Origin of the sequence: Streptomyces spiroverticillatus (assembly GCA_014650415.1) — a bacterium.
GTDB classification, from domain to species: domain Bacteria; phylum Actinomycetota; class Actinomycetes; order Streptomycetales; family Streptomycetaceae; genus Streptomyces; species Streptomyces spiroverticillatus.
The window spans coordinates 36,628-58,150 of record BMUX01000003.1 but is presented as its reverse complement, the minus strand read 5'-3'; the positions used below and the strand labels follow the sequence as shown (position 1 = coordinate 58,150).

Annotated in this window: 21 protein-coding genes and 1 pseudogene; 12 read left to right on the top strand and 10 right to left on the bottom strand. The window is 72.0% G+C overall.

Translation table 11 applies throughout. The features are described 5' to 3' along the window. The first annotated feature begins 112 nt into the window (after positions 1-112). Positions 113-592 carry a zinc-binding dehydrogenase gene (locus IE269_RS08310; RefSeq protein ID WP_189822166.1) on the top strand — a complete coding sequence of 160 codons (480 nt, stop codon included), beginning with the start codon at positions 113-115 and terminating at the stop codon, positions 590-592. 5 nt (positions 593-597) lie between these two features. Here IE269_RS08310 and IE269_RS08305 read toward each other — a convergent pair whose 3' ends face one another. Next, positions 598-2,004, bottom strand: a complete 1,407-nt coding sequence (locus tag IE269_RS08305; RefSeq protein ID WP_189822165.1) for an NAD(P)/FAD-dependent oxidoreductase — start codon at positions 2,002-2,004, stop codon at positions 598-600. Positions 2,005-2,275: 271 nt separating this feature from the next. Between IE269_RS08305 and IE269_RS08300 the strand changes: the two genes are divergently transcribed. After that, the gene (locus IE269_RS08300; RefSeq protein ID WP_189822164.1) at positions 2,276-3,463 is read left to right on the top strand and encodes a hypothetical protein; all 1,188 of its coding nucleotides are present in this window, start codon (positions 2,276-2,278) and stop codon (positions 3,461-3,463) included. Here the strand turns inward: IE269_RS08300 and IE269_RS08295 are convergent. Then, entirely contained in the window at positions 3,375-4,049 is a 675-nt protein-coding gene (locus IE269_RS08295; RefSeq protein ID WP_229897479.1) for a rhomboid-like protein, read from the bottom strand. The two genes, IE269_RS08300 and IE269_RS08295, sit on opposite strands and share 89 nt — an antisense overlap. Before the next feature lie 80 nt (positions 4,050-4,129). On the opposite strand from IE269_RS08295, the gene IE269_RS08290 reads away from it, so the two are divergent. Further along, positions 4,130-5,053, top strand: a complete 924-nt coding sequence (locus IE269_RS08290) for an aminoglycoside phosphotransferase family protein (RefSeq protein ID WP_189822163.1) — start codon at positions 4,130-4,132, stop codon at positions 5,051-5,053. Next, positions 5,050-5,520: a GNAT family N-acetyltransferase gene (locus tag IE269_RS08285; protein WP_189822162.1), complete on the top strand. Its 471-nt coding sequence runs from the start codon at positions 5,050-5,052 to the stop codon at positions 5,518-5,520. The genes IE269_RS08290 and IE269_RS08285 overlap by 4 nt, the downstream gene beginning before the upstream one ends. Positions 5,521-5,595: 75 nt before the next feature. Here IE269_RS08285 and IE269_RS08280 read toward each other — a convergent pair whose 3' ends face one another. The 3 genes from IE269_RS08280 to IE269_RS08270 all read right to left on the bottom strand — a co-directional run bounded on the left by IE269_RS08280 (position 5,596) and on the right by IE269_RS08270 (position 8,230). After that, the gene (locus IE269_RS08280; protein WP_189822161.1) at positions 5,596-6,738 is read right to left on the bottom strand and encodes a beta-propeller fold lactonase family protein; all 1,143 of its coding nucleotides are present in this window, start codon (positions 6,736-6,738) and stop codon (positions 5,596-5,598) included. Then, positions 6,735-7,370 (bottom strand): ankyrin repeat domain-containing protein, encoded by a 636-nt coding sequence (locus IE269_RS08275; protein ID WP_189822160.1) that lies wholly within the window; start codon positions 7,368-7,370, stop codon positions 6,735-6,737. Before IE269_RS08275 ends, IE269_RS08280 begins: the two co-directional genes overlap by 4 nt. A gap of 302 nt (positions 7,371-7,672) precedes the next feature. Further along, positions 7,673-8,230 carry a GlcG/HbpS family heme-binding protein gene (locus tag IE269_RS08270; protein ID WP_189822159.1) on the bottom strand — a complete coding sequence of 186 codons (558 nt, stop codon included), beginning with the start codon at positions 8,228-8,230 and terminating at the stop codon, positions 7,673-7,675. Positions 8,231-8,646: 416 nt separating this feature from the next. On the opposite strand from IE269_RS08270, the gene IE269_RS08265 reads away from it, so the two are divergent. The 3 genes from IE269_RS08265 (at position 8,647) to IE269_RS08255 (ending at position 11,164) form a co-directional block, all read left to right on the top strand. Further along, positions 8,647-9,960 carry a sensor histidine kinase gene (locus tag IE269_RS08265; RefSeq protein WP_189822158.1) on the top strand — a complete coding sequence of 438 codons (1,314 nt, stop codon included), beginning with the start codon at positions 8,647-8,649 and terminating at the stop codon, positions 9,958-9,960. Further along, positions 9,957-10,589, top strand: a complete 633-nt coding sequence (locus IE269_RS08260) for a response regulator (RefSeq protein ID WP_189822157.1) — start codon at positions 9,957-9,959, stop codon at positions 10,587-10,589. Before IE269_RS08265 ends, IE269_RS08260 begins: the two co-directional genes overlap by 4 nt. A 74-nt stretch (positions 10,590-10,663) precedes the next feature. Beyond that, positions 10,664-11,164: a hypothetical protein gene (locus IE269_RS08255; protein ID WP_189822732.1), complete on the top strand. Its 501-nt coding sequence runs from the start codon at positions 10,664-10,666 to the stop codon at positions 11,162-11,164. Between the two features lie 22 nt (positions 11,165-11,186). Here IE269_RS08255 and IE269_RS08250 read toward each other — a convergent pair whose 3' ends face one another. Beyond that, positions 11,187-11,864, bottom strand: coding sequence for a pentapeptide repeat-containing protein (locus IE269_RS08250; RefSeq protein ID WP_189822156.1), 678 nt, complete (start codon positions 11,862-11,864; stop codon positions 11,187-11,189). 140 nt (positions 11,865-12,004) lie between these two features. On the opposite strand from IE269_RS08250, the gene IE269_RS08245 reads away from it, so the two are divergent. The 3 genes from IE269_RS08245 to IE269_RS08235 all read left to right on the top strand — a co-directional run bounded on the left by IE269_RS08245 (position 12,005) and on the right by IE269_RS08235 (position 15,914). Further along, a complete protein-coding gene (locus IE269_RS08245) occupies positions 12,005-13,198 on the top strand; it encodes an NAD(P)-binding protein (RefSeq protein ID WP_189822155.1) in 1,194 nt (397 codons plus the stop codon). 66 nt (positions 13,199-13,264) lie between these two features. Next, on the top strand, positions 13,265-14,311 hold the full coding sequence (locus IE269_RS08240) for a zinc-binding dehydrogenase (protein ID WP_189822154.1): 1,047 nt from the start codon (positions 13,265-13,267) through the stop codon (positions 14,309-14,311). 130 nt (positions 14,312-14,441) lie between these two features. Further along, positions 14,442-15,914, top strand: a complete 1,473-nt coding sequence (locus IE269_RS08235; RefSeq protein ID WP_189822153.1) for a M1 family metallopeptidase — start codon at positions 14,442-14,444, stop codon at positions 15,912-15,914. Between the two features lie 3 nt (positions 15,915-15,917). On the opposite strand, the gene IE269_RS08230 is transcribed toward IE269_RS08235, so the two are convergent. From IE269_RS08230 to IE269_RS08215, 4 genes and pseudogenes are all read right to left on the bottom strand, one after another. Then, the gene (locus IE269_RS08230) at positions 15,918-17,522 is read right to left on the bottom strand and encodes a M4 family metallopeptidase (RefSeq protein WP_189822152.1); all 1,605 of its coding nucleotides are present in this window, start codon (positions 17,520-17,522) and stop codon (positions 15,918-15,920) included. A gap of 432 nt (positions 17,523-17,954) precedes the next feature. Further along, positions 17,955-18,455, bottom strand: a complete 501-nt coding sequence (locus tag IE269_RS08225) for a hypothetical protein (RefSeq protein WP_189822731.1) — start codon at positions 18,453-18,455, stop codon at positions 17,955-17,957. A gap of 114 nt (positions 18,456-18,569) precedes the next feature. Next, positions 18,570-18,707: pseudogene (locus tag IE269_RS43000) on the bottom strand (protein-L-isoaspartate O-methyltransferase); the annotation flags it as partial. A 128-nt stretch (positions 18,708-18,835) separates the two neighbouring features. After that, the gene (locus IE269_RS08215) at positions 18,836-19,858 is read right to left on the bottom strand and encodes a helix-turn-helix transcriptional regulator (protein ID WP_189822151.1); all 1,023 of its coding nucleotides are present in this window, start codon (positions 19,856-19,858) and stop codon (positions 18,836-18,838) included. Between the two features lie 334 nt (positions 19,859-20,192). Between IE269_RS08215 and IE269_RS08210 the strand changes: the two genes are divergently transcribed. Continuing rightward, entirely contained in the window at positions 20,193-20,465 is a 273-nt protein-coding gene (locus IE269_RS08210) for a hypothetical protein (protein WP_189822150.1), read from the top strand. Positions 20,466-20,534: 69 nt separating this feature from the next. Beyond that, positions 20,535-21,515 carry an LLM class flavin-dependent oxidoreductase gene (locus IE269_RS08205; RefSeq protein WP_189822149.1) on the top strand — a complete coding sequence of 327 codons (981 nt, stop codon included), beginning with the start codon at positions 20,535-20,537 and terminating at the stop codon, positions 21,513-21,515. The last annotated feature ends 8 nt before the right edge of the window (positions 21,516-21,523 follow it).

The following is a 21,523-nucleotide window of genomic DNA, read 5'->3' as shown; positions in this document are numbered from 1 at the left end:
CCTGTACGAGGCATGACGTACGAGGCATGACGTACGAACCCCACCAGGACCGGACGCCCTCCCGCACGTGTGGCGGACCCGACGGCGGACACCGCATCAGGAGAAACCGCTCATGGACAACCTTCGGACTCCGGCCCCGTCCGGGCCCGCCGTCCAGCTCCTCGTCGCGCCGGGGGTGACGGTGATCGGTACGGCCTCCGAGTCCAACCACGATTACGTCCGGTCTCTGGGTGCCGTACCCGTTTCGTACGGCGACGGAGTGGAGGAGCGGATCCGGGACCTGGATCCGCGCGGGGTCGATGCGGTGTACGACGCGGCCGGCCACGGTTTTCCGGCGGTCGCCGTCCGGCTGACCGGTGATCCGGGGCGGGTGGTGACCATCGCCGGATTCGAGGACGCGTCACTCGGTGTACGTATCTCTACGGGCAGCCGGACCCCGACAGCGGAACCGCTTGGTTCGGTGCTCGACAGGGTGGCGGCGGGGACGTTCCGCAGCCGGATCGACAGCTCCTTCCCCTTCTGCGACCTGGCGGCCGCGCACACTCGTGGTGAGCGCGGCCGGTTGCGGGGGAAGATCCTCGTTTACGTGTGAGGGGCTCAGCGGCCCGCGATGCGGTCGGCGATGCGGGCGATGGGGTTGGTTTCGGCGGTGCGGCCGGTCAGTTCGCGGCGGTCGGCCTCGCGGTACGCGGCGTACATGCCCTGGACGCCCAGCCAGCGGAAGGGCTCCGGCTCCCACTTGCGGACCTTGTGGTTGACCCAGGGGAGGGTGGTGAGGTCGGTGGTGCCGCCCTGGCCGGAGTCCTGGAGGAAGAGGTCGCGCAGGGTGCGGGCGGCGAGGTTGGTGGTGGCGACGCCCGAGCCGACGTAACCGCCCGCCCAGCCCAGGCCCGTCGAGCGGTCGAGGGTGACGGTGGAGCACCAGTCGCGGGGGACGCCGAGGACGCCGGACCAGGCGTGGGCGATGCCGGTGCCTGCGAGGGTGGGGAAGAAGCGGACCAGGATGTCGCGCAGGGCGGCGATGGTGGCGGGCTGGGTGCGGCCGTCGTTGTCGGTCTTCGAGCCGAAGCGGTACGGGACGCCGCGGCCGCCGAGGGCGATGCGGTCGTCGGCGGTGCGCTGGGCGTACATGTAGGCGTGTGCCATGTCGCCGAGGTTCTCGCGGCCGTCCCAGCCGATGGTCTCCCAGAGGTGGGGAGGGATCGGGTCGGTGACGATCATGGATGAGTTCATGGGGAGCCAGGAGCGCTTCTGGCCCTTGAGGTTCGGGGTGAAGCCCTCGGTGCAGCGCAGGATGTACGGGGCGCGGACGGTGCCGTACGGGGTGCGGGCGTGCTTGGGCTCGATGGCGGTGACCGGGGTGGACTCGTGGATCGTCACGCCGAGCGCCTCGACGGTGTCGGCGAGGCCCTTGGCGAGTTTGGCGGGGTGCAGGCGGGCGCCGTGCGGGGTCCAGGTGGAGCCGACGGCTCCGGCGACCTTGATGCGGGCGGCGGTGTCGCGGGCGCCGAGGAGGATGCGGTCCTTCTCGCCGAAGGCGACCTCGGTGGCGTGGAATGCCTTGAGGCGGCTGAACTGGGCGGGGGTGTAGGCGACTTCGAGGACGCCGCCCTGGTGGATGTCGGCGTCGATGCCCTCGGTGGCGGCCGTGGTGACGACCTCGGCGACGGTGTCGTTCATGGCGTCCTGGAGGCGGGTGGCGGCCTCCTGGCCGTGGAGTTTCGCGTAGCGGTCGCGGCCCGCGATGCCGTTGTAGAGCCAGCCGCCGTTGCGGCCGGAGGCGCCGTATCCGCAGAACTTGGCTTCGAGGACGGTGATGTTGAGGAAGGGGACGGCCTTCTTGAGGTAGTACGCGGTCCACAGGCCGGTGTAGCCGCCGCCGACGATGCAGACGTCCGCGGTGGTGTCGCCGGGGAGGGGCTCGCGGGGGGTGGGTATGCCGTGGTCGGCGTACCAGAAGGAGATGCCTCCGTTGGTGGTGCGGGGGGTGGGGGTGCTGCTCATGGTGGCCTTCGTCCTGTTCGGCTTCGGGGCTGGTCGGCGGTGGTGCCGGGACGCTAGCGGGCGTGGGTGGGGGGCGCAATGGGCGTCGGGGGGCGCGCTCGGGGGGCGCGGCTCGACGGTGTGTCGGGGTGGGGGCGGTGGTGGGGGCGGGCCGGGCGTGGTGGTGGAGGCGGGGCCCGGTGCGGCGGTGGGGGTGGGGCGGGCGTGGTGATGGTGCGGGGTGCGGATGTGCGGGCGCGACCTTGAGGGTGGTGGGGGCGTTGGACGGGGCATGACCGAAGTTCTGTTTCTGCCGCCGCAGCTGGTGTCGTCGTCCGTGCCCTCGTCGTTCGAGGGGCTGGTTCTGAAGTCGGAGAGGGTGGAGCGGGTCGGGGATCATCGCTGGTCGGCGTGGGTGGGTGCCGATCAGCTGGTGGAGTGGGAGTGGGAGGGGGGCCGGCGCGGGTTCCTTGGGGAGAGCGACGCGAACGTCGAGCTGACGGAGCTGTTGTGGCAGCGGCCGTACGACTTCGGGGTGGTGGGGTCGGTGGTGCTTGCGGCGCAGGAGGTGCGGGTGCTGCCCGGTGGGCTGCGGGGGTCGGGCACGGTCCAGGTCGAGCAGCCCGAAGTGCTGGACGGGGTGCAGCGGTTGGGGGTGTTGCGGCAGGCGGTCGCGGAGGGGCTGCCCGGGGAGTGGCTGAAGCGGGCGCTGCTGCGGGTCGAGTTGGTGACCGGGCCGGTTGTGGAGACCGTACGGGGCGAACTGGACGCGGAGGACCGGCGGCGCAATCCCGCCACGGCTCAGGACGAGCTGGTCCGGGACCCGAACGTGCTGCGGCTGATGCGGCAGTTCCGGGAGGACGGGGTGCGGTTCGCGGTGCGCAGGGGAGAGGTGCGGGAACCTTATGCGGGCGAGCGGTGTATGACGGTTGAGGAGGCGACGTCGGCGCTGGCGTGTTTGGCACCGGGGTCCCGGCTGGAGGTGGCGCACGCGGCGGACGGCGCCGCGGGAAGGGAGCGGTTGTGGTCGGACCGGGGCGGAGAGTCGTACCGGACGGTGTTCAACGAGAACACCGAGGCGGTGGGCGTGCTGCGGGCGGTGGAGATCGCCCGGTGCGTGCGCGGTGTGGTGGCGCGGATGGGCCGCGGGAAGCGATACGGGCATGCCCATCTGTGGCGGGACGTACCGCAGTTGGCGGTGTGGGCGGTCGGCCGGCAGTTGCCGCTGGTGGAGCTGCACCGGGAGGGGCGGGGGCCGGGTGCGGTGGACTGGGACCTGCTGGTGCGGGAGCGGCTGGAGTTGCTGACGGTGGGGGTGGCTGAGGGGTTGCGGGAGGCGTACGAGCGGTTGCGGCCGACGGCGGGCGGGAAGCGGCTGCGGCATGCGGAGGTCAGGGAGCTGGGGTTCTGGGCGGAGCTGATGGAGGAGTACGGGGCTGCCGGGGATGCTGCGGCGCTGGATTCCTTGGGCTCCGGGTGAGGGGGTAGCAGGCGAGGCCGATGAGGACGGCGGTGAAGTGGCCGAGGTCGGTGAAGGTGCGGCCGTTGACGAGAGGGAGGGCGTAGAAGGTGAGGACGGCGAAGAGGTAGAGGTACCGCCAGGGCGTCGGGATGCGGTATGTGAGGACGGCGACGACGCCCGCGAGCGCGTAACTCACCCCGACGTCAAGGGTGTTGACGGACTGCGGCGGGGCGATGCCGTGCTTGATCGCCCAGCCGAGGACGCCCTCGCTGAGGTACGTCGCGCCGACGTGCGCGGCGAGCACGACACCGAGCCAGCGCAGGGTGCCGAGCCAGCGTTCGGCGGGGGCGTGGAAGAGGGAGTAGAGGACGGCGTACAGCAGCCAGCCGCCGCCGTCGATCCAGAACGCGGAGGAGATCAGGACCCGGCTGGGGTGCTGGGAGAGCTGGTGGATGTTGGTGGAGCGCTGCCGGAGGAACTCGTCGGCGAAGGCGGGGTCCATGCGGCGGATGACGACGGTGGTGAGGAGCAGGGCGAGGAGCCAGAGATGGGTGCCGGGGGCGGAACGGAGGTAGCCGAGGACGGTGCGGAGGGGGCGTGGCATGGACCGATTGTGGCGGTTTCGGGTGATTCGTGCGGGCATTCTCGTCTCGTACGGCGATTGGCAAGGGAGGAGGTGCGCGGATGGGTGAGCGGTACGAGGTCGAGGTCCCGGCGGGACTGGTGGAGCCGCAGCTGCGGTGGAACGGGGAGGCGGGGCGGGACTGGGTGGCGGAGCTGCCGGGCCTGGCCCGGGAGTGCCTGGACGGGTGGGGGCTGCGGCTCGACGGCCGGGTGATGCACGGGGCGGCGGCGCTGGTGGTGCCCGTGGTCCGGGAGGCGGACGGGCGGCCGGCCGTGCTCAAGCTCCAGCTCCGGGACGAGGAGAACGAGGGCGAGGCCGCGGCGCTGCGGGCCTGGGCGGGGCTCGGGGTGGTGGAGGTGCTGGCGGCGGACGAGGCCCGGGGCGCGCTGCTGCTGGAGCGGCTCGACGAGGGGAGGTCGCTGGGCGGGGTGCGGGAGGCGCTGGACGGCGTACGGGTGATCGCGGAGAAGCTTGCCCGGCTGAACACGGTGGCGGCCCCGGCGGGGATGCGCAGGCTCGGCGACCTCGCCGCCGCCATGCTGGACGACGTATCGGAACTGCTGCCGGAGCTGGCGGACGCGGGGGAGCGCCGGCTGCTGGAGCGGTGTGCGGGGGCGGTGCGGGAGGTGGCTGGGGAGGCCGGGGACCGGCTGCTGCACTGGGACCTGCACGGGGAGAACGTGCTGGCGCCGAGGGCGGATTCGGGCCGGGCCGAACGGTGGGTGGTCATCGACCCGAAGCCGCTCGCGGGGGACCCGGGGTTCGAGCTGTTCCCGGCGATCAGGAACCGGTTCGAGGCGGGGGAGGTGGTGCGGCGGTTCGATCTGATGGTGGAGGTGATGGGGCTGGAGCGGGAGAGGGCGGTGGCGTGGACGCTCGGGCGGGTGCTCCAGGACTGCCTGTGGGAGCTGGAGGACGGCGAGGTCCGCATTCCGGATATTCACGTGGTCGTCGCGGAGACCCTGCTTAGGGTGCGGTCATGATTCGTAGAGCGACGGTCGAGGACATTCCGGAGATCCACGCGATGGTGCGGGAACTCGCCGAGTACGAGAAGGCGTTGGACGAGGTCCGGGCGAGCGAGGAGCACCTGCGGGAGGCCCTCTTCGGCGAGCACCCGGCGGCCTTCGCGCATGTGGCGGAGGACGGGGAGGGGGCGGTCGTCGGCTTCGCCCTGTGGTTCCTGAACTTCTCGACGTGGCGCGGGGTGCACGGGATCTACCTGGAGGACCTGTACGTACGGCCGACGGCGCGGGGCGGCGGCTACGGGAAGGCCCTGCTGACGGAGCTGGCGCGGGTGTGCGTGGAGCGGGGGTACGAGCGGCTGGAGTGGTCGGTGCTGAAGTGGAACCGGCCGGCGATCGACTTCTACGAGGCGATGGGGGCGAGGGTGCAGGGGGAGTGGGATGTGTACCGGCTGACGGACGAGGCGTTGGGGAGGGTGGCGGGTTAGCGGCGCGGCGGGGGGCCGCAAGGCCCGGACTCGGGGGAGGAGCCGGGCCTTGCGGGGTTCGGGGGAGGTCGGGGCTCAGCCCAGGACCGCGATGCCCAGCGGCCGTACCCCGCCCGCCACCCGACGGGTGTCACCGGTCGGAACGTCGACCACCGTGACCCCGTCCCAGGAGCCCTCCCGGGTGAAGCCGCCGGTGACGTACGCCGTCCGCCCGTCGGGGGCGACCGCGATGTCCTCGTGGGCCCCGTCCAGCGGGATCACCCGCTCCGTGCCGTCCGGCCGACGGATCGTCAGGGAGGCGGCGGCGTCGTCGCCGCCGATCGGGCCCGTACCGACGACGAAGAGGGTGCCGTCGGGGGCGAGGGCCGCCCCGTGCTGGTGGGTGTTGGCGGTCATCGGCTCGACGGTGACCTTGCCGGTGCGCGGGTCGAGGACGGCGAGACGTTCGCCCTCGAAGGGGAGGAGGAGTTTGCCGTCGGCGGGGCGCACGGCCGCGTAGTGCGGCTTGAGCCAGGAGCCGAGGCCGCCCTCCGTACCGTACGGAGCGACTTCGAGGCGGCGGGCCTTCAGGGTGTCCGTGCGGACGGCGGTCACGTCGTACGAGTCGTGCCCCGTCGCGTAGACCTCGCGGCCGTCGGCGGAGACGTCGACGTCGAAGGGGCGGCGGCCGACCGGGACGGTGTCCGTGATCTTGCGGGTGGCCGTGTCGACGACCTCCAGCACCCCGCGTGCGTCGGGCACGTTGACGCCGACGTAGGCGTGCTTGCCGTCGGGGGACAGGGCGATGCCCATGCCGCCCGCCCGGTACTCGCCCATGGTCGCGGGGCCGTCCGCCTTCGTCGCGTACGGGATGCGGCCGAGGTTCGTACGCGTACGGGTGTCGACGACGGCGACGCCCTCGGCGGTCGCCACCCAGGCGCGGCCGTCCTTGCCGACGGCGAGACCGTACGGGGCGGTGCCGACCCGCACCGAGCCGATCGGCCCCTTGCCGGGGGCCGGGTCGACGAAGGTGACGGTGTCGGCGTCGAAGTCGGCGACCAGGAGGGTGCCGGCGGGGGTGGCGGTGGCCTTCGGCGTGGGCGCGGTCGGGGTGACGGTCGCGGGGCGGGGCCGCTCGGGGGCACTCTCGGTGGAACCGGAACCCGTACCCGCGCATCCGGCGAGGAGGCTGAGGGTGACGGTGACGAGGAGGGCCCACAGGGCGAGGCGGGTCTTCATGAGGGGGTCCCGGGGTGGTGGGGGAGCGCGGCGCTCTCCGCTTGCCGGAGCAGGTGGGCGATGACGGTGAACCCGCGGCGTTCGGCATGGGTGAGGGGCGTGACGCCGTCGCCGTCGGCGAGGTCGGGGGTGGCGCCCGCGGCGAGCAGGACCTCGACGACCTCCTGGTGGGCGCGGCCGCCGTCGCCGAGGATGACGGCCTCCAACAGGGCGGTCCAGCCGAGCCGGTTGACGTGGTCGACGTCGGTGTCGGTCTCGGCGAGCACGGCCCGGACGTACTCGGCGTGGCCGCGTTCGCTCGCCGGGATGACGGAGATGCCGCCGAAGCGGTTGCGCAGCGTGAGGTCGGGGCCGGCGGGCAGCAGTACGCGCATCATCGCGACGCTGCCGGTGACGCCGGTGACCAGCCAGGGGCTGTCCTCGCGCAGGTCCTGGGCGTTGACGTCGGCCCCGGCGGCGACGAGGGCCCGGGCGGCGTCGACGTGGCTGCCGAGGGCGGCGAGGAGAAGGGGGGTGCGCAGCTCGGCGTCCCGGGCGGTGACACGGGCCCCGTCACGGAGAGCGGCCCGCACGCCGACACTGTCACCGGCCACGGAGGCGGCGAGGAGGCGCTGGTCGGGGGTGGGGGACATGGCGGGGCCTTCCTGATTCCGGGGGGGCATTTAGGGGCGCGGGGAACTGCGCAAGACGCCAGCCACGACGCACCCGCACGAGACCGGTCCCCTTGCCCCGCGGGTTTAGGTGAAGGGGCGGGGCTGGGGACCCCCTTGGCCAGGGAGCCCGGGCTGAACCGGCGGCGCACCGGGAAGTGGTCCGGGGTGAGGGGCAGCGAGCCCCTCACCCCCACCCCGCCGAAGCGGCCGACGGCGCACCGAGAAGCGGTCCCGGGGGAGGCGGTGGGGGCAACGAGCCCCCCCACCCCCGGCCGAAGCGGCTAGCGCCCCAGCGCAGCCACACCCGCCTGCGCGAACTTCTCGTCCAGGTCACCACTCGGCGCCCCCGCGACACCGATGCCCGCCACCGGCGCACCCTTGGCCTGCACCGGCGCACCACCCGCGAGGAACAGCGTGCCGGGGATGTCCTTCAGGTTCGGGGCCTGGGCGAGGCGCTTGGCCAGCTCGGAGGTGGGGGCGTTCCAGGAGACGGCGGTGTAGCCCTTCTTCACGGCCGACTCGGGCGACTGCGGGCCGGCGCCGTCGCCGCGCAGGGTGACGATGGTGTTGCCGTTGCGGTCGACGACGGCGACGGAGACGCGCTGGTTCTCCTTCTTCGCGGCGTCGAGGACGGCCTCGGCGGCCTTGGTCGCGGCGGCGACGGTCAGGTGCGTGGACTGCTGGAGGTTGCGGTTCGAGGCGTCGGCGGCGACGGCGGCCTTGGTCTCGGCGGCGGGGGCGGAGGCGTTGGCGCTCACGGCACCGAACGTACCGGCGCCGACGGCGGCGAGAACGGCGGAGGCGGTCAGGACACGGGCACGGACGGACAGCTTGCGCATGGTGGACTCCAGGGGAGGGAGGGGGAGGTGCTGCCGGAGCGGCGGGACTGCCTGGCTCCTTCTGCTCTCCATCCTGGGCGCGGACCCGGCCCCGTACGGTCGGTGCACCGGCTGCTCCCGGCGGACCGCAGGGCCGATGCGGGGGTCAGCCGATCGGTTGATGCGGGGGTGGTCCTGGGGGTTGAGGATGGGGGTGTACGGGGCGGTGTGCGGCGGTATGTACGGTGCTCGGTCAGGGGCCGCCACCGGTGACGGACGACCCCGTCCCCCGGGGCGCGGCCCCCGACCGCCGGACGCGGCCGCCCGCCCCACCCGGAGCGGACGCCCCCGCCCCCGCACCACGCGCCCAACCCGGAGCGGACGCCCCCGCCCCCGCACCGCACGGCCGACACACCCCCGACGAGGACCCGGAGCCCATGGCACACACCACGCCCCCCAACCCCTCACCGGGGAACCCGACCTTCGGGCAGGGCGCTGCGGCCCTCCGGCAGGGTGCCTCAACCCCTGGGCAGAGTGCCTCCGCCTCCCCCGGTGGCGACCCCGACGCCCGCCCCCTCGCCCTCCTCATGCACGTCGCCTTCTTCCTCCTCCTCGGAGGTTCCCTCGCCCGGTTCCTGCTCCGGCACCCCGGTGAGACCCGCACCCCGTGGATCATCGGGCTGAGTGCCGCGCTGGCCGTGCTCCACGTGCTCTTCTACGTGGTCCGGCCCGACCGGCGGCCCGCCATCGGCCGGACTCCGGCGTGGGTCCGGCCCCGGGTCCACCTCGGCATCGTCGTCGCCGTCTGGGTGGTGCTCGTCGTCCTCGCCCCCAGCTTCGCCTGGTGCGCCGTTCCGCTCTTCTACACCGGGCTGCGCACCCTCCCCACCCGTACCGCCCTCGCCCTCGTCGCCCTCCTGACGGCCTTCGTCGTGGCGGCCCAACTCCAGCTCTCCAAAGGGCAGTTCGACCCGACCATGCTGCTCGCACCGCCCGCCGTGGCCGCCGTCGCGGCGGGTACGTTCGTGTACATGCAGCGGCAGGCCGCCCGCCAGCGCGCCCTCATCGACGACCTCATCCGCACCCGCCGCGAACTCGCCGCCACCGAACGCCGCGAGGGCACCCTCGCCGAGCGTCAGCGTCTCTCGTACGAGATCCACGACACCCTCGCGCAGGGCCTGTCCAGCCAGCAGATGCTGCTCCAGGCCGCCGACCGCACCTGGGACACGGACCCGGCGACCGCCCGCCGCCACGTCCGTACCGCCACCTCCATCGCGGAGCGCAACCTCGCCGAGGCCCGCCGGTTCGTGCACGACCTGGCCCCCGCCGACCTCGCCGAGGCGGGCGCACGCGGCGGCGGCCTGGAGGAGGCGCTGCGTGCGGTCGCCGGCCGCGAGAACGCCCGCTTCCACATCGACGGCACCGCCCCCGCCGCACCCCTCCCGGACCGCGTCCAGTCCGCCCTGCTCCGCATCGCCCAGGGCGCCCTCGCCAACGTCCGCGAACACGCGAACGCGACCACCACCGCGCTCACCCTCACCTACCTGGATGATCAGGTGGTCCTCGACATCGCGGACGACGGCCGCGGCTTCGAGGCCGGTACGCTCCCGGGCCCGTCCGCCGTACGGGGCCACGGCCTCCCCGCGATCCGCGCCCGCGTCCAGCAGCTCGGCGGCACCCTCGCCGTCGAGTCCGCCCCCGGCGAGGGCACGGTCCTGTCCGCCGCGATCCCCCTGGAGCCCCAGCCATGACGACGACCACTCCCGTACGGGTCCTGCTCTGCGACGACCACGTGGTCGTACGGGCCGGGCTCCTCGCCCTCCTCTCCAGCGAGCCGGACATCGAGGTCGTCGGCGAGGCAGGGAACGGGGAGGAGGCGGTCGCGACCGCCGCCAAGCTCGCCCCCGACGTCGTCCTGATGGACCTCCAGCTCGGCGACGGCATCGACGGCGTCGAGGCCACCCGCCGCATCGCCGGGACCGGCCCCCACGTCCTGGTCCTCACCACCTACGACACGGACGCCGACATCACCCGCGCCATCGCCGCGGGGGCGACCGGATACCTCCTGAAGGCCGAACGCCCCGAGGAACTCTTCGCCGCGATCCGCTCCGCCGCCCAGGGCCGCACCACCCTCTCCCCGCCGGTCGCCAGCCGCGTCATGGCCCAGATGCGGGGCACCGGCCGCCCCACCCTCACCGACCGCGAGTCCGACATCCTCGCCCAGCTCGCCCACGGCCTGGGCAACCGCGAGATCGCCCGCGCCCTCTTCATCAGCGAGGCCACGGTCAAGACCCACCTGGGCCGCATCTACGCCAAACTCGGCGTGGACACGAGGGCGGGCGCGGTCGCGGTGGCGAAGGAGCAGCGGCTGCTGCCGTGAGCGGACTTCTTCACCCGAACGTGTGCGCGGATACGTTTCTCCGTCCCGCCCCCTCCCGTGCGACCATCGGGAACGTGCTCGACATCGGCTACTCCCTCTCCCGCCGCTTCCCCGATCCCCCGCAGACGGACTACCGCCGTGCGGACGTACGGGCGCTGCGGCACGACCTGTTCTGCGGGGACGTGTACCTCGCGGACGTCAAGGCGGACCGGGAGGTTTCCACAGCCTGGGGATGGGTGCCGGTGCTCGACTTCGCGTGGGCGCTGTGCGACATCGTCGAGCAGATCGACCAGGACCCGCGCGGGAACCGCTCCGCGCACCGGCAGTACGCGGAGCTGGACTTCACCGAGTCCACGGACCGGATGCTCTTCGAGCGCCGCTTCGGGTGGGTGGACGTCGAGGCGGACTGGATGCCGGCCGAGGAGCCCGCACTGACCTTCAGCCACCGGCTGCTGCGCCGCGAGGCCCGCGACTTCCTCCACGACCTGATCGCCGACCTGACCGACATGCACGAGGGCCTCGCCGACAACCCCGCCCTCTGGACCCTCCAGGCCAAGTTCCCCCGCATCGACTGACCGGCCCCCGGCCTTCACCCCTTCACCCCTCCACCCGCACCCCCATCGCCCCCGCGAACACCGGAGCCAGATCCAGCATCTGCCCCGTACTGATCACCGCGCCCCGCAGCCGCTCCACCCCCCGGGCGATCTCCAGCGACGCCACCGACCGCAGGTCGACGTCCTTGAGCGTCGCCCCGCTCAGGTCCGCCCCCTTCAGCACACAGTCCCGGAACTCCACCCGCGTCAGCCGCGCGTCCCCGAAGTCCGGCTCCACCAGCACGCAGCCCTCGAAGACCACGTCGGTCAGCTTCGCCTTCCGCAGGTTCACGAAGTCGATCTTTCCGCCCCGCACCACCACCCGCTCCCACACCGACCCGTGCAGCTGTGTCCCGCCCAGCCGTGCGTCGATCACCTCCACGTCCCGCAGCGACGCCTCCGCGAGCTGCGTGCCCACCCCGCGCACCTGCTCCAGCACGCAGTCCATGACCCGCACCCGCCCGAGCCGGGTCTCGTCCAGCGCCACCCCGTACAGCCCGCAGTCCATGAAGCGCGAGCCCCGCCCCTCCTGGCCCGCGAAGTCCACGTCCCGGAACTCCAGGCCGTCGTAGTCCCCCTCCGACTCCAGCTCCCCGCCCCCGAACGGCTCCAGTTCGGGGAGCCGCACCTGGGCGCGTCGTACGGCCGGGACCTCGTTCTTCTTCTTCGCCTCGCGTGCCATGTCCCCATGCTGCCCCACGCCACTGACAACGCCCGGTCGAAGAATTCCTCGAACTCCTCCGGCGTCGATGTCACATTCCGGCGGGGCCCGTCCGTCCCACTCCCGAAGGCCCAGCCACCAAGCCACCGGGAGCACCCGCCATGAGCAGCAGCACCACCACCCTCACCGTCGTCGGCGGCGGTCTCGCCGGGCTCGTCACCGCCGTCACCGCCGCCGAGGCCGGCGCCCGCGTCACCCTCCACGAGGCCCACCGCAGCCCCGGCGGCCGGGCCCGCACCGCCGAATCGTCCCCGTACAAGACCAACGAAGGACCCCACGCCCTCTACTCGCGCGGCCCCCTCTGGACCTGGCTCCAGCAGCGGGATCTGATCGGGCCCGTGGCGTCCGTCCCCCTGTCCGCCGCCGCCCGCATGCGCTTCCACCGCGACGGCGCCCTGCGGCGGACGCCTCCGCTCGCCGTGATCCGGCTCGGGCGGCGCGATCCCCAACTGGCCCCGGTCGACCGGGACTTCTTCTCCTGGGCCGCCTCGCTCGTCGGCGAGCGGCACGCCCGGTACGCGGCCAACGCCGCCGCCGTCGCCCTCTTCCACCACGACCCCGGCACCCTCTCCGCCCGCTTCGTGCAGGAGCGGCTGCGACGCGTGCTGGCCATGCCCCCGGAGGCCAAGTACCCGGTGGGGGGCTGGAGTTCGGTGGTGGAGCGGCTGGCAGGGAGGGCGCGGTCGCTCGGTGTACGTATCGAGACCGCGTCCCGTGTCACTCCGGGAGGCCTCGCCGACGCCGCCGCGCGCGGGCCCGTGGTCGTCGCCACCTCGCTCGCCGCCGCCCGCGCCCTCCTCGGCGACGACTCCCTGGCCGGGGAGAGCGGGCGGACCGCCCTGTTGGACCTCGGGCTGCGCACCCGGCGCGGCGACGCGTTCATCGTGTCGGACCTGGACGCACCGGGGTGGATCGAGCGGTTCACGGCGCAGGATCCGTCCTTGGCTCCGGCCGGTGAGCAGCTCGTGCAGGCCCAACTGCCGGTCGAGGAGGGGGAGTCGAGGAGCGTGGGCATCGCGCGTGCCGAGCGGCTGCTCGACCTTGGGTTCCCCGGCTGGCGGGACCGGGTCACCCACCGTTCCGAAGCCCTCGCCGCCGGGCGCACCGGGGCCCTCGACCTGCCCGGCACCACCTGGCGCGACCGGCCCGCCGTCGACCGGGGCGACGGCATCTACCTCGCGGGCGACCAGGTCGCCGCCCCCGGCCTGCTCGCCGAGGTCTCCCTCAACAGCGCCCTGGAGGCCGCCTCGCTCGCACTCCGTGCCTCCCGATCCCTTGACCTCAATCGCGCTTGAGGTTGGAGGGTGATCTCCACGAGGTCGAAGGTCACACCAACGGCCGGACAGAACCAGGGAGTTGCCATGCACGCCATCCGCCTCCACGCCTTCGGCCCCGCCGAGAACCTGACGTACGAGACGACCGAGACCCCGTCGCCGGGCCCCGGCCAGGTCCGGATAGCCGTCACCGCGTCCGGCGTGCACCTCCTCGACACCTCCCTGCGCCGGGGCGAACCGGGCCCCTTCCCCGCGCCGCCCGCCCTGCCCACCGTCCCCGGCCGCGAGGTCGCGGGCACCGTCGACGCGCTCGGCGAGGGCACCGACCCGTCCTGGCTCGGACGGCGCGTCGTCGCCCACCTCGGCATGCCCCTCTCTTCTGGGGGAAACCCCCAGACCCCCGCCGGCGGGTACGCGGAGTCCGCCGTCACCGACGCCGCCAAGCTCCACCCCGTACCCGACAGCCTCACCGACCCCGAGGCCGTCGCCATGATCGGCACCGGCCGCACCACCCTCGGCATCCTCGGATTCACCGAGGTCACGGCGGACACGGTCGCCGTCGTACCGGCGGCGGCGGGCGGCATCGGCACCCTCCTCGTGCAGTACGTGAAGCACGTGGGCGGCACCGTCATCGGCCTGGCCGGGGGCCCCGCCAAGGTCGCCCTCGTCGAGAAGAACGGCGCCGACCTCGCCGTCGACTACCTCCAGCCCGACTGGCAGGAGCAGGTGACCTCGTTCCTCTCCTCGCGCGGCATCGGCGGCGCCACGATCGTCTTCGACTCGGTCGGCGGCGACACCGGCCTGGCCGCCGTCGACCTGCTCGCCCCCGGCGGCCACCACCTCGTCTTCGGCTGGTCCGGCAAGAGCGTCCACGACGGCGAACCCCTCACCTTCACCGAGGCCGAGCTCGCCGACCGCGCCATCACCAGCGAGGTCGTCCTCGGCCCGCCCATGCTGGCCAGGGCGGGCGGCGGCCCCAACCCGATCCGCACCCTGGAGACCCGCTCACTGGCACTGGCCGCCGAGGGCGTCCTGCGCCCCGCCGTCCAGCTCTACCCGCTGGCGGAGGCGGCCCGGGCACACGCCGACCTGGAGAACCGGCGGACGGTGGGCAAGGTGGTGCTGGTGCCCTGACGGCTGTCGGCGGGGGCGGCTCGTCGGGTACGAGGGTCCGCGCGTGCGGTACGGGAACCTGCTCCTGCGGTACGAGGACCCGCTCGCCGGTACGAGGACCCGTCCGCCCCGCCCCGCTTAGGATCGAGGGATGCCCTCCCGCAGCCGCCGCCCCCTCCGTACCCCTACCGCGACCGTCGCCCTCCTCCTGGCGGCAGCGGTCAGCGGCTGCACCGGCGAGGGCGTCCCCACCGGCACCCCTGGTGCGCACGGCCTGCGCGACCCCCTCTTCCCCAAGCTGGGCAACGGCGGCTACGACGTCGCCCACTACGCCCTCGACCTCGACTACACCCCCGCCACCAACCGCCTCAAGGGCACCGCCACCATCACCGCGAAGGCCACCCAGGAGCTGAGCGCCTTCAACCTCGACCTGGCCGGGCTCACCGTCGACTCCGCCACCGTCGAGGGCGAGCAGGCGGCCGCCCGCCAGGCCGGTACGGAACTGACGCTGCGCCCCAAGCGGGACCTGCGCAAGGGCGAGACGTTCACGGCGGTCGTCCGCTACTCGGGCAGCCCGCAGGAGGTCAAGGACGTGGACAAGGCCCGCGAGGGCTGGCTGCGCCCGAAGGACAAGAAGCTCTCGGTGGCGGTGGGCCAGCCCGCAGGCTCCATGGCCTGGTTCCCCGGCAACAACCACCCCGCCGACAAGGCGACGTACGACATCAAAATCACCGTCCCCCAGGGTCAAACGGCCATCTCCAACGGTGAGTTGAAGACCCCTCCCCGCACCGCGAACGGCCGCACCACCTTCGACTGGCAGATGCGCGAGCCGATGGCCAGCTACCTGGCGATGGTGACGATCGGCGACTTCAAGATCTGGGAGTCGAAGGCGAACGCCGAGTTCGAGGCGGACGGCAAGACACCGAAGCGCACGGTGCCGGTGTACGCGGCGGCCGAGGAGTCCGTCGACGCGTCGAGCCTCGAACTCCGCAAGCAGATTCCGGAGTTGATGGACTGGGCGGTGACCTACTTCGGCCCGTACCCCTTCGATTCGATCGGCTCGGTCGTCACGCGGGGGCGTGGTGACGTCGGATACGCACTCGAAGCCCAGACCAAGCCGGTCTACGCAGGCGTCACCGACGGCGAAGGCGCGTCGCTCGACGAGGCCCAGCTCCACGAGATCGCCCACCAGTGGTTCGGTAACTCCGTCTCGCCCAAGGGCTGGACGGACATGTGGCTGAACGAGGGCTTCGCGACGTACGCGGAATGGCTCTGGGAAGAGGACGAGCTGGAGGGCGGCAACACCGCCCAGCAGTCCTTCGAGGAAGCCTTCGCCGCCGACGCGAACTGGGAGTTCCCGCCCGCGAGCCCGCCCGGCCCGAAGTACGTCTCCGAGTCCCCCGTCTACTACGGCGGCGCGATGGTCCTGCACAAGATCCGCCAGGCCGTCGGCGACGACACCTTCTTCGAGATCCTGGAGGAGTGGCCGGCGGCGTACCGGGGCAAAAACGCGTCGACCGCCGACTTCACCGCGTTCGTCGAGAAGAAGACGGGCGCGGATCTGTCGGCGGTCTGGGACGTCTGGCTCTACGGGGGCGAGCGCCCCGCAACTCCGAACGCCTGAGCGTTACTTCACATTGACCCCGGTCCAGGCGGCGGCCACGGTCTTCGCCTCGACGCCGTCGGCCCCGTACAGGTCGCCGGCCGCCTTCAGGGTCGCCTCACGGGCGGCCTTGTAGTCGGTGGTCGACGTCATGTAGGTCGAGAGGGCCTTGTACCAGATCTTGTACGCCTTCTCCTGGCCGATGCCCGTGACCTTCGACCCGTCCTTGGTGGGCGAGTCGTACTTCACCCCGTTGATCTCCTTGGCGCCGCTGCCCTCGGCGAGCAGGTAGAAGAAGTGGTTGGCGATGCCGGACGAGTAGTGCACGTCCACATCCCCGGCCTTCTCGTCCCAGTAGTCGAGCGACTGGCCGTCCTTGCTGGGCTTGTCCATGTAACGGAGCGGCGAGCCGTCCCCGTTGATGTCGATCTTTTCGCCGATCAGGTAGTCCCCGACGTCCTCCTTGTTCTTGGCGAAGAACTCGACGGCGGTGCCGAAGATGTCGGAGGTGGCCTCGTTGAGCCCGCCGGACTCGCCGGCGTACTCCAGGTTGGCGGTGGCGGCGGTGAGCCCGTGGCTCATCTCGTGCCCCGCCACATCGATGGCGGTCAGCGGGTGGGTGTTGCCGATCCCGTCCCCGTACGTCATGCAGAAGCAGCTGTCGTCCCAGAAGGCGTTGACGTACGCCTTGCCGTAGTGGACGCGGGAGTAGGCGGCCTTGCCGTCACCGGCGATGCCGTTGCGACCCAGCTCGGACTTGTAGAAGTCCCAGGTCATGGCGGCGCCGTACGCGGCATCGGCGGCGGCGGTCTGGGCGTCGTCCGCCTTGCCGTTGCCCCACTTGTCGTCGGCGTCCGTGAACAGCGTGCCCGTCCCGGACTGCCCGCCCTTGAGGTCGTACGTCTTGTGGCCGCCGCGCTCGCCGTCGGTCAGCTCGAAGCCCGAGCCGCCCTTCGTCGTCGACAGCGGGACTTCCCCGCTGTACATGCTGCTGCCGGTACCGGTCTCGATCTCGTCGAACTCGTACAGCTTCTTGCCGGAGTTGGCGTCCGTGACGGTGTGCAGGCGGCTGGGCGTGCCGTCCTTCTTCGTGCCCGTCTTCACGGTCTCGAAGGCGAGTACGGGCTTGCCCTTGAGGGCGAAGATCACCTTGCGGGCGGCGGCCGCGGCCTTCACCTTCGGCGTCGTCGACGCCACGGCTATCTTCGCGTCGGTCGCCTTGTCGACGCCCTTGAGCTTTCCGCCCTTGGCGACGTGGGTGACCAGGTCACCGCCGAGCACGGGCAGACCGTCGTACGTCCGCTCGTAGCGGGTGTGCACGGTGCCGTTGGCGTCCTTGATGACATCGCGGGCGACGAGCTTCTCACCGGCACCGAGCTGGAGGCTTCTGGCGGCGGAAGTGGCGTTGGCCTGGGCCGACTTGATGTTGTTCGCCCGAATGGCGGCGGCCTTGGCGGAGACCGAGAGGGCCTGCGCCGTGTCCGCCTTCTCGGGGGCGGCGGTGGCGGTACCGGCCTGCACACCGACGACCACCATGGCGGCGGCTGCGGCGAGGGCGGCGGCACGCGTGCCGTTCTTCTTCGCTGTGCTGTTTGCAGACGTGCGGACAGAGCTCTTCTGGGGGTTCATGCGCTCTCCATCACTCGTTCCGTGGGGGGTAAGAGCTGAAGCGATGTGAGAGTTACATCGAATGACCGGAGTTGACGGGCTGCCAACAATTGCCTCACAACTTTTTGACCATCCCTTGCCCGTTGATCGTCCGCTGAGGATCCATTTGTGAGGGCTTCTGACCGATATTCGGTCAACGGGTGTGCGATGGAGCGGAGTTGTGATCACGAGGTGCGACGGCTCGGTTCAGTCCGTAGCGCGTGGATGCGCCGTACCCGCGTAGGCGATCCAGCACGTGGTGCGCAGGGTGTCCACGAGGTACCAGATGCGACCGCCGCCGGTCACCTCGATCTGCCACTGCTCGCAGGTCTGCCCGCGATGGGTGCCGTGCGCGAGAGTGCCCTTCAGCCTGTGGTGGCGCGGGCGGGGCCGCCCGGTCGCCGCGTCCTGCCGTCACACCACGCCCCTCGGGTCGGGAGCGGCCCCGTAGTCCGCGCCGTGATCGGTGGTCAGTGCGGCCAGCAGCTCCGGGTCGGAGTGGACTTCGGCCGTGTGCTGCCAGGCGGTGAGGAGTTGGGCGACGGAGGCGGTGTTGGCGATGGACTCCGCCGCTCGCATGGTGGACACGAGTTCCACGGCGAAGGCGTGCACGTCCTGCTCCGGCAGGAAGCGCACCCAGGGGAATGCCTCCGGCAGCACGTCCAGCAGCAGTTCCATGCTGCCGGGCTCGCGGCGGGCGATGGCGGCCAGCATCCGGGTCGCCGCCGACACCACGGTCTGGTCCTGCGCCGCCCGCGAGGCCGTGGTGAGCACGAGGTCCTCGCCGTCCCGGCGGTGCAGCAGCAGTCGGGGGGTCTGCTTGAGGCGGGCGAGGGTCTGCTTGTTCTTGTTGACCAGTTCGGAGAAGTTCACCGCTGCGTTTCTGTCGGCTTGCTCAGCCCTGTCGGCGCTCATGACTTTCAAAGTAGTTCGAAAGTATCGGGCCTGCCATCCCCCGTACGAGGGATGGCGAAGGCGAAGACGCCGGACGGGCCCCAGGTCCGGCCGCCGTCCCGGGACACCCCACGGCGTCACGATCCGCCCCTCGGGCGCGACGCTCTGCTCGACCCAGGCGTACGGGACCTGCGGCACCGCGTAGGTCGCGGCGACCCGGTCGTACGGGGCGCCGTCCGCCCAGCCGAAGTCCCCGTCGAGCGTCCTGAGCAGGGGCTGCCCGTCGGCGTCGTACGCGGAAAGGCCGAGCGGATTCGGCAGGAGTTGCAGGGGTACGGGCGAGGGCCCCGGTCGCGGCGTCGCTGACGCGCGGAGAACCGGGGCCCTCGTGCAGGGGTGGGTCAGGTGAGCCAGCCGCGCTCGTTGGCTATGAGGGCCGCTTCCACTCTGTTGGCTGCTCCCAGGCGGCGCATCAGCGTGGCGAGGTGCTTGCGGTAGGTGCGGATCGAGACGCCCAGGTGGCGGGCGGCGGTTTCGTCCTTGTCGGCCGTGCGCAGGAGGGCCAGCACCTTGCGTTCGATGTCGGAGGGGAGGTCGGTGTCCTCGCCGGGGAGTTCCTCGGCGGCCGCCCACATGCGCTCGTAGAGGGTGATCAGGGTGGAGACCAGGCCCGGTTCGCGTACGAGGAGGGCGCCCTTGGCGGTGAGGGTGGGGTCGATGGGGGTGAGCGCGGCCTGCCGGTCGACGATGATCACGCGTTCGATGGGGTGGTGGGAGACCCGGATCTCCGCTCCGTGCGTCACCAGTTCCCGCGTGTACGCCAGGCTGGCCTCGTCCCGCAGGACCGCCGACCCCAGGATCATGCGCATCCGCACTCCGCGCCGCAGCAGCCGCATGTTGATGGGGCGGGAGACGGCGATGGACTCCGGCGACATCACGCCGCGCGGGTGTGTGGTCAGGTCTTCCGAGCGGGCGAAGAAGGTCAGCTCGTCAATGGCTTCCCGTACGGCGTCGATGCCGTACAGGTGCGTGATCATCTGGTTGTTCTCGGAGCCGGCTCCGGCGTGCGGCGACGGGGTGGCCGCGCGGCGTTCGCGGAAGAGGGATTCGAGGACCGCGCGCTGGGTGACCTCGCTCTCCAGTTCCTCGCGCAGGGCGCGCAGGCGGCCGTCTATGAGGGCGTCCACGGCTCGGGGCGGCGGGACGGGCCGTACGACTCCGTTGGAGGCACGGGAGGCCAGGCCCAGGGTCACCAGTCGGTCCAGGTCCGGGTCCGGGGCCTGGAGATCTGGGGCCTGGGGTTCTGGGGCCTGGGATTCCGTGTCGGGGCGCTCGGCGGCCGGGCGCTCCGGGTGGTCGGTGGGCGGGTGGGTTGATTCGCGGCGGAGGAGTGCGCGGTAGAGGTGGTCCTCTCTCTCGCTCACACCCAGAAACTCCAGCAAGTGCGGCATTTTCGTCTTCCCCCGTGGTCGAGCGGGCACCACATCTTTTACTGGATCTTCAAGTGATGATCGAGGGTTGTCAACGGAGGTTTCTGACGGGTTGTCAGGTTCCGTTTGTGGGGGCGGAGTTGTCGGGAGGCGCTGGCGAAGGCTTTGTGAGGGCCCGATGGCGACCGCTGCACGATGCGGAAAACGAAGGTGCAGCAAGCTGCGCGCATATGCCCTCGTGACCGGCTCCCGCAGACGGCAAAGTCGTTCTTGCAAGGAAGCACCGCAGGAACACAGCGAAACCGCACCGAGCAACGGGGAGATCATCGTGAACAGCAACTCGTCCTACAGCCGGCTTTCCCGCCGCAGCGCGCAGGTTGTTGTCGGTCTGCTGACCGCGGGGGTTCTCGCCTTCGGCGCGCAGGGTGCGGCCCAGGCGGCCGAGAACAACAACGACTGGGAGGTGCCGGGTGCCCGTGGGGCGGTGGCGCTGAAGGTCGAGAACAACGACTGGGAGGTGCCGGGTGCCCGTGGGGCGGTGGCGCTGAAGGTCGAGAACAACGACTGGGAAGCCCCGTCCGCCGGTCGCGGCGGCAAGTAGCCCGCACCGGGCGCCGACGAACCGCCCCCCGCCCGCCCGCGAACACGACCGAGGAGACCCCGACCGACCATGACCGACTACTCCGTTCTCCTGCCCTGCGTCCCCCGCCGACTGGAGCAGGCACTGCCCTTCGCAGGACTGGTCCAGTGGACCGGAGCCACCCGGCTCTGGCAGGGCCAGGCCATGGTGATGGAGCCGCACCAGACCTTCACGGGACTGGCCGGGGCCGGGTTCAGGGTTCCGACGGGCTTCGGGGTCACGCTGATGCCGCTGCGGCATCCGTACGAAGCGGCTCTCCAGGCCCGTTCGGTGGCCCTGGCGACCGGCGAGTCGGTGATCGCGGGCTTCGGCCCCGGCGCCGCCGCCTTCCAGGCCAACATCCTCGGGGCCCCGTACCCCAAGCCGCTCCAGGTGGCGCGGCAGTACGTACAGGCAGTGCGCGGCCTGCTCGACGGCGAGACCGTCGAGATGGACGGACCGCACTACACCTTCCGGGGGCAGCTCGCCCCGGCCGTGGCGCCCAGGGTCGATGTCGGCCTCGGGGTACTGCGGCCCGGCATGGCCAGGCTGGCGGGTGAGGTGGCGGATGTGGTGATCACGTGGCTGACGCCGCCCGCGTATCTGCGGGAAGTCCTTCTGCCCGCAGTGGAGGAGGGCGCGGCCCGGGCGGGACGTACGACTCTTCCTCGCATCGTCGCCATGGTTCCGACCGGGATCCAGAAGGACGGCCGCGAGGGCGACGCACCCGAACGGCTCGCGGTGATCGGCAACGCCCCGCACATGCAGGCCCCGCACTACCTGGACATGCTCGGCCGGGCCGGCGTGGACGTCCGCTCCGGAAAGCTGGAGGACGTGGCGCGCGGTGTCGTGGAGACCGGTGCGTTCGCCGGCGGCGACCTGTCGCAGGCGGTCAAGGCGCTACGGGCCTTCGAGGAGGCGGGAGTTGACGAGATCGTGCTCAACAGCACCGCCGTGCACAAGCTCTTCGGTACGCAGGAGACCCTCTCCGACCTGTCGACCCTTCTGAAGGCGGTCGTCGAGCCGCACTGACCGGCACC

What these genes read in the sequence shown, in the direction of transcription:
- IE269_RS08310 (WP_189822166.1), top strand. Translation starts at nt 113, where the DNA reads ATGGACAACCTTCGGACTCCGGCCCCGTCCGGGCCCGCCGTCCAGCTC.
- IE269_RS08290 (WP_189822163.1), top strand. Translation starts at nt 4,130, where the DNA reads ATGGGTGAGCGGTACGAGGTCGAGGTCCCGGCGGGACTGGTGGAGCCG.
- IE269_RS08275 (WP_189822160.1), bottom strand. Translation starts at nt 7,370, where the DNA reads ATGTCCCCCACCCCCGACCAGCGCCTCCTCGCCGCCTCCGTGGCCGGT.
- IE269_RS08300 (WP_189822164.1), top strand. Translation starts at nt 2,276, where the DNA reads ATGACCGAAGTTCTGTTTCTGCCGCCGCAGCTGGTGTCGTCGTCCGTG.
- IE269_RS08245 (WP_189822155.1), top strand. Translation starts at nt 12,005, where the DNA reads ATGAGCAGCAGCACCACCACCCTCACCGTCGTCGGCGGCGGTCTCGCC.
- IE269_RS08230 (WP_189822152.1), bottom strand. Translation starts at nt 17,522, where the DNA reads ATGAACCCCCAGAAGAGCTCTGTCCGCACGTCTGCAAACAGCACAGCG.
- IE269_RS08225 (WP_189822731.1), bottom strand. Translation starts at nt 18,455, where the DNA reads ATGAGCGCCGACAGGGCTGAGCAAGCCGACAGAAACGCAGCGGTGAAC.
- IE269_RS08285 (WP_189822162.1), top strand. Translation starts at nt 5,050, where the DNA reads ATGATTCGTAGAGCGACGGTCGAGGACATTCCGGAGATCCACGCGATG.
- IE269_RS08270 (WP_189822159.1), bottom strand. Translation starts at nt 8,230, where the DNA reads ATGCGCAAGCTGTCCGTCCGTGCCCGTGTCCTGACCGCCTCCGCCGTT.
- IE269_RS08305 (WP_189822165.1), bottom strand. Translation starts at nt 2,004, where the DNA reads ATGAGCAGCACCCCCACCCCCCGCACCACCAACGGAGGCATCTCCTTC.
- IE269_RS08280 (WP_189822161.1), bottom strand. Translation starts at nt 6,738, where the DNA reads ATGAAGACCCGCCTCGCCCTGTGGGCCCTCCTCGTCACCGTCACCCTC.
- IE269_RS08260 (WP_189822157.1), top strand. Translation starts at nt 9,957, where the DNA reads ATGACGACGACCACTCCCGTACGGGTCCTGCTCTGCGACGACCACGTG.
- IE269_RS08265 (WP_189822158.1), top strand. Translation starts at nt 8,647, where the DNA reads ATGGCACACACCACGCCCCCCAACCCCTCACCGGGGAACCCGACCTTC.
- IE269_RS08240 (WP_189822154.1), top strand. Translation starts at nt 13,265, where the DNA reads ATGCACGCCATCCGCCTCCACGCCTTCGGCCCCGCCGAGAACCTGACG.
- IE269_RS08235 (WP_189822153.1), top strand. Translation starts at nt 14,442, where the DNA reads ATGCCCTCCCGCAGCCGCCGCCCCCTCCGTACCCCTACCGCGACCGTC.
- IE269_RS08295 (WP_229897479.1), bottom strand. Translation starts at nt 4,049, where the DNA reads ATGCCACGCCCCCTCCGCACCGTCCTCGGCTACCTCCGTTCCGCCCCC.
- IE269_RS08205 (WP_189822149.1), top strand. Translation starts at nt 20,535, where the DNA reads ATGACCGACTACTCCGTTCTCCTGCCCTGCGTCCCCCGCCGACTGGAG.
- IE269_RS08250 (WP_189822156.1), bottom strand. Translation starts at nt 11,864, where the DNA reads ATGGCACGCGAGGCGAAGAAGAAGAACGAGGTCCCGGCCGTACGACGC.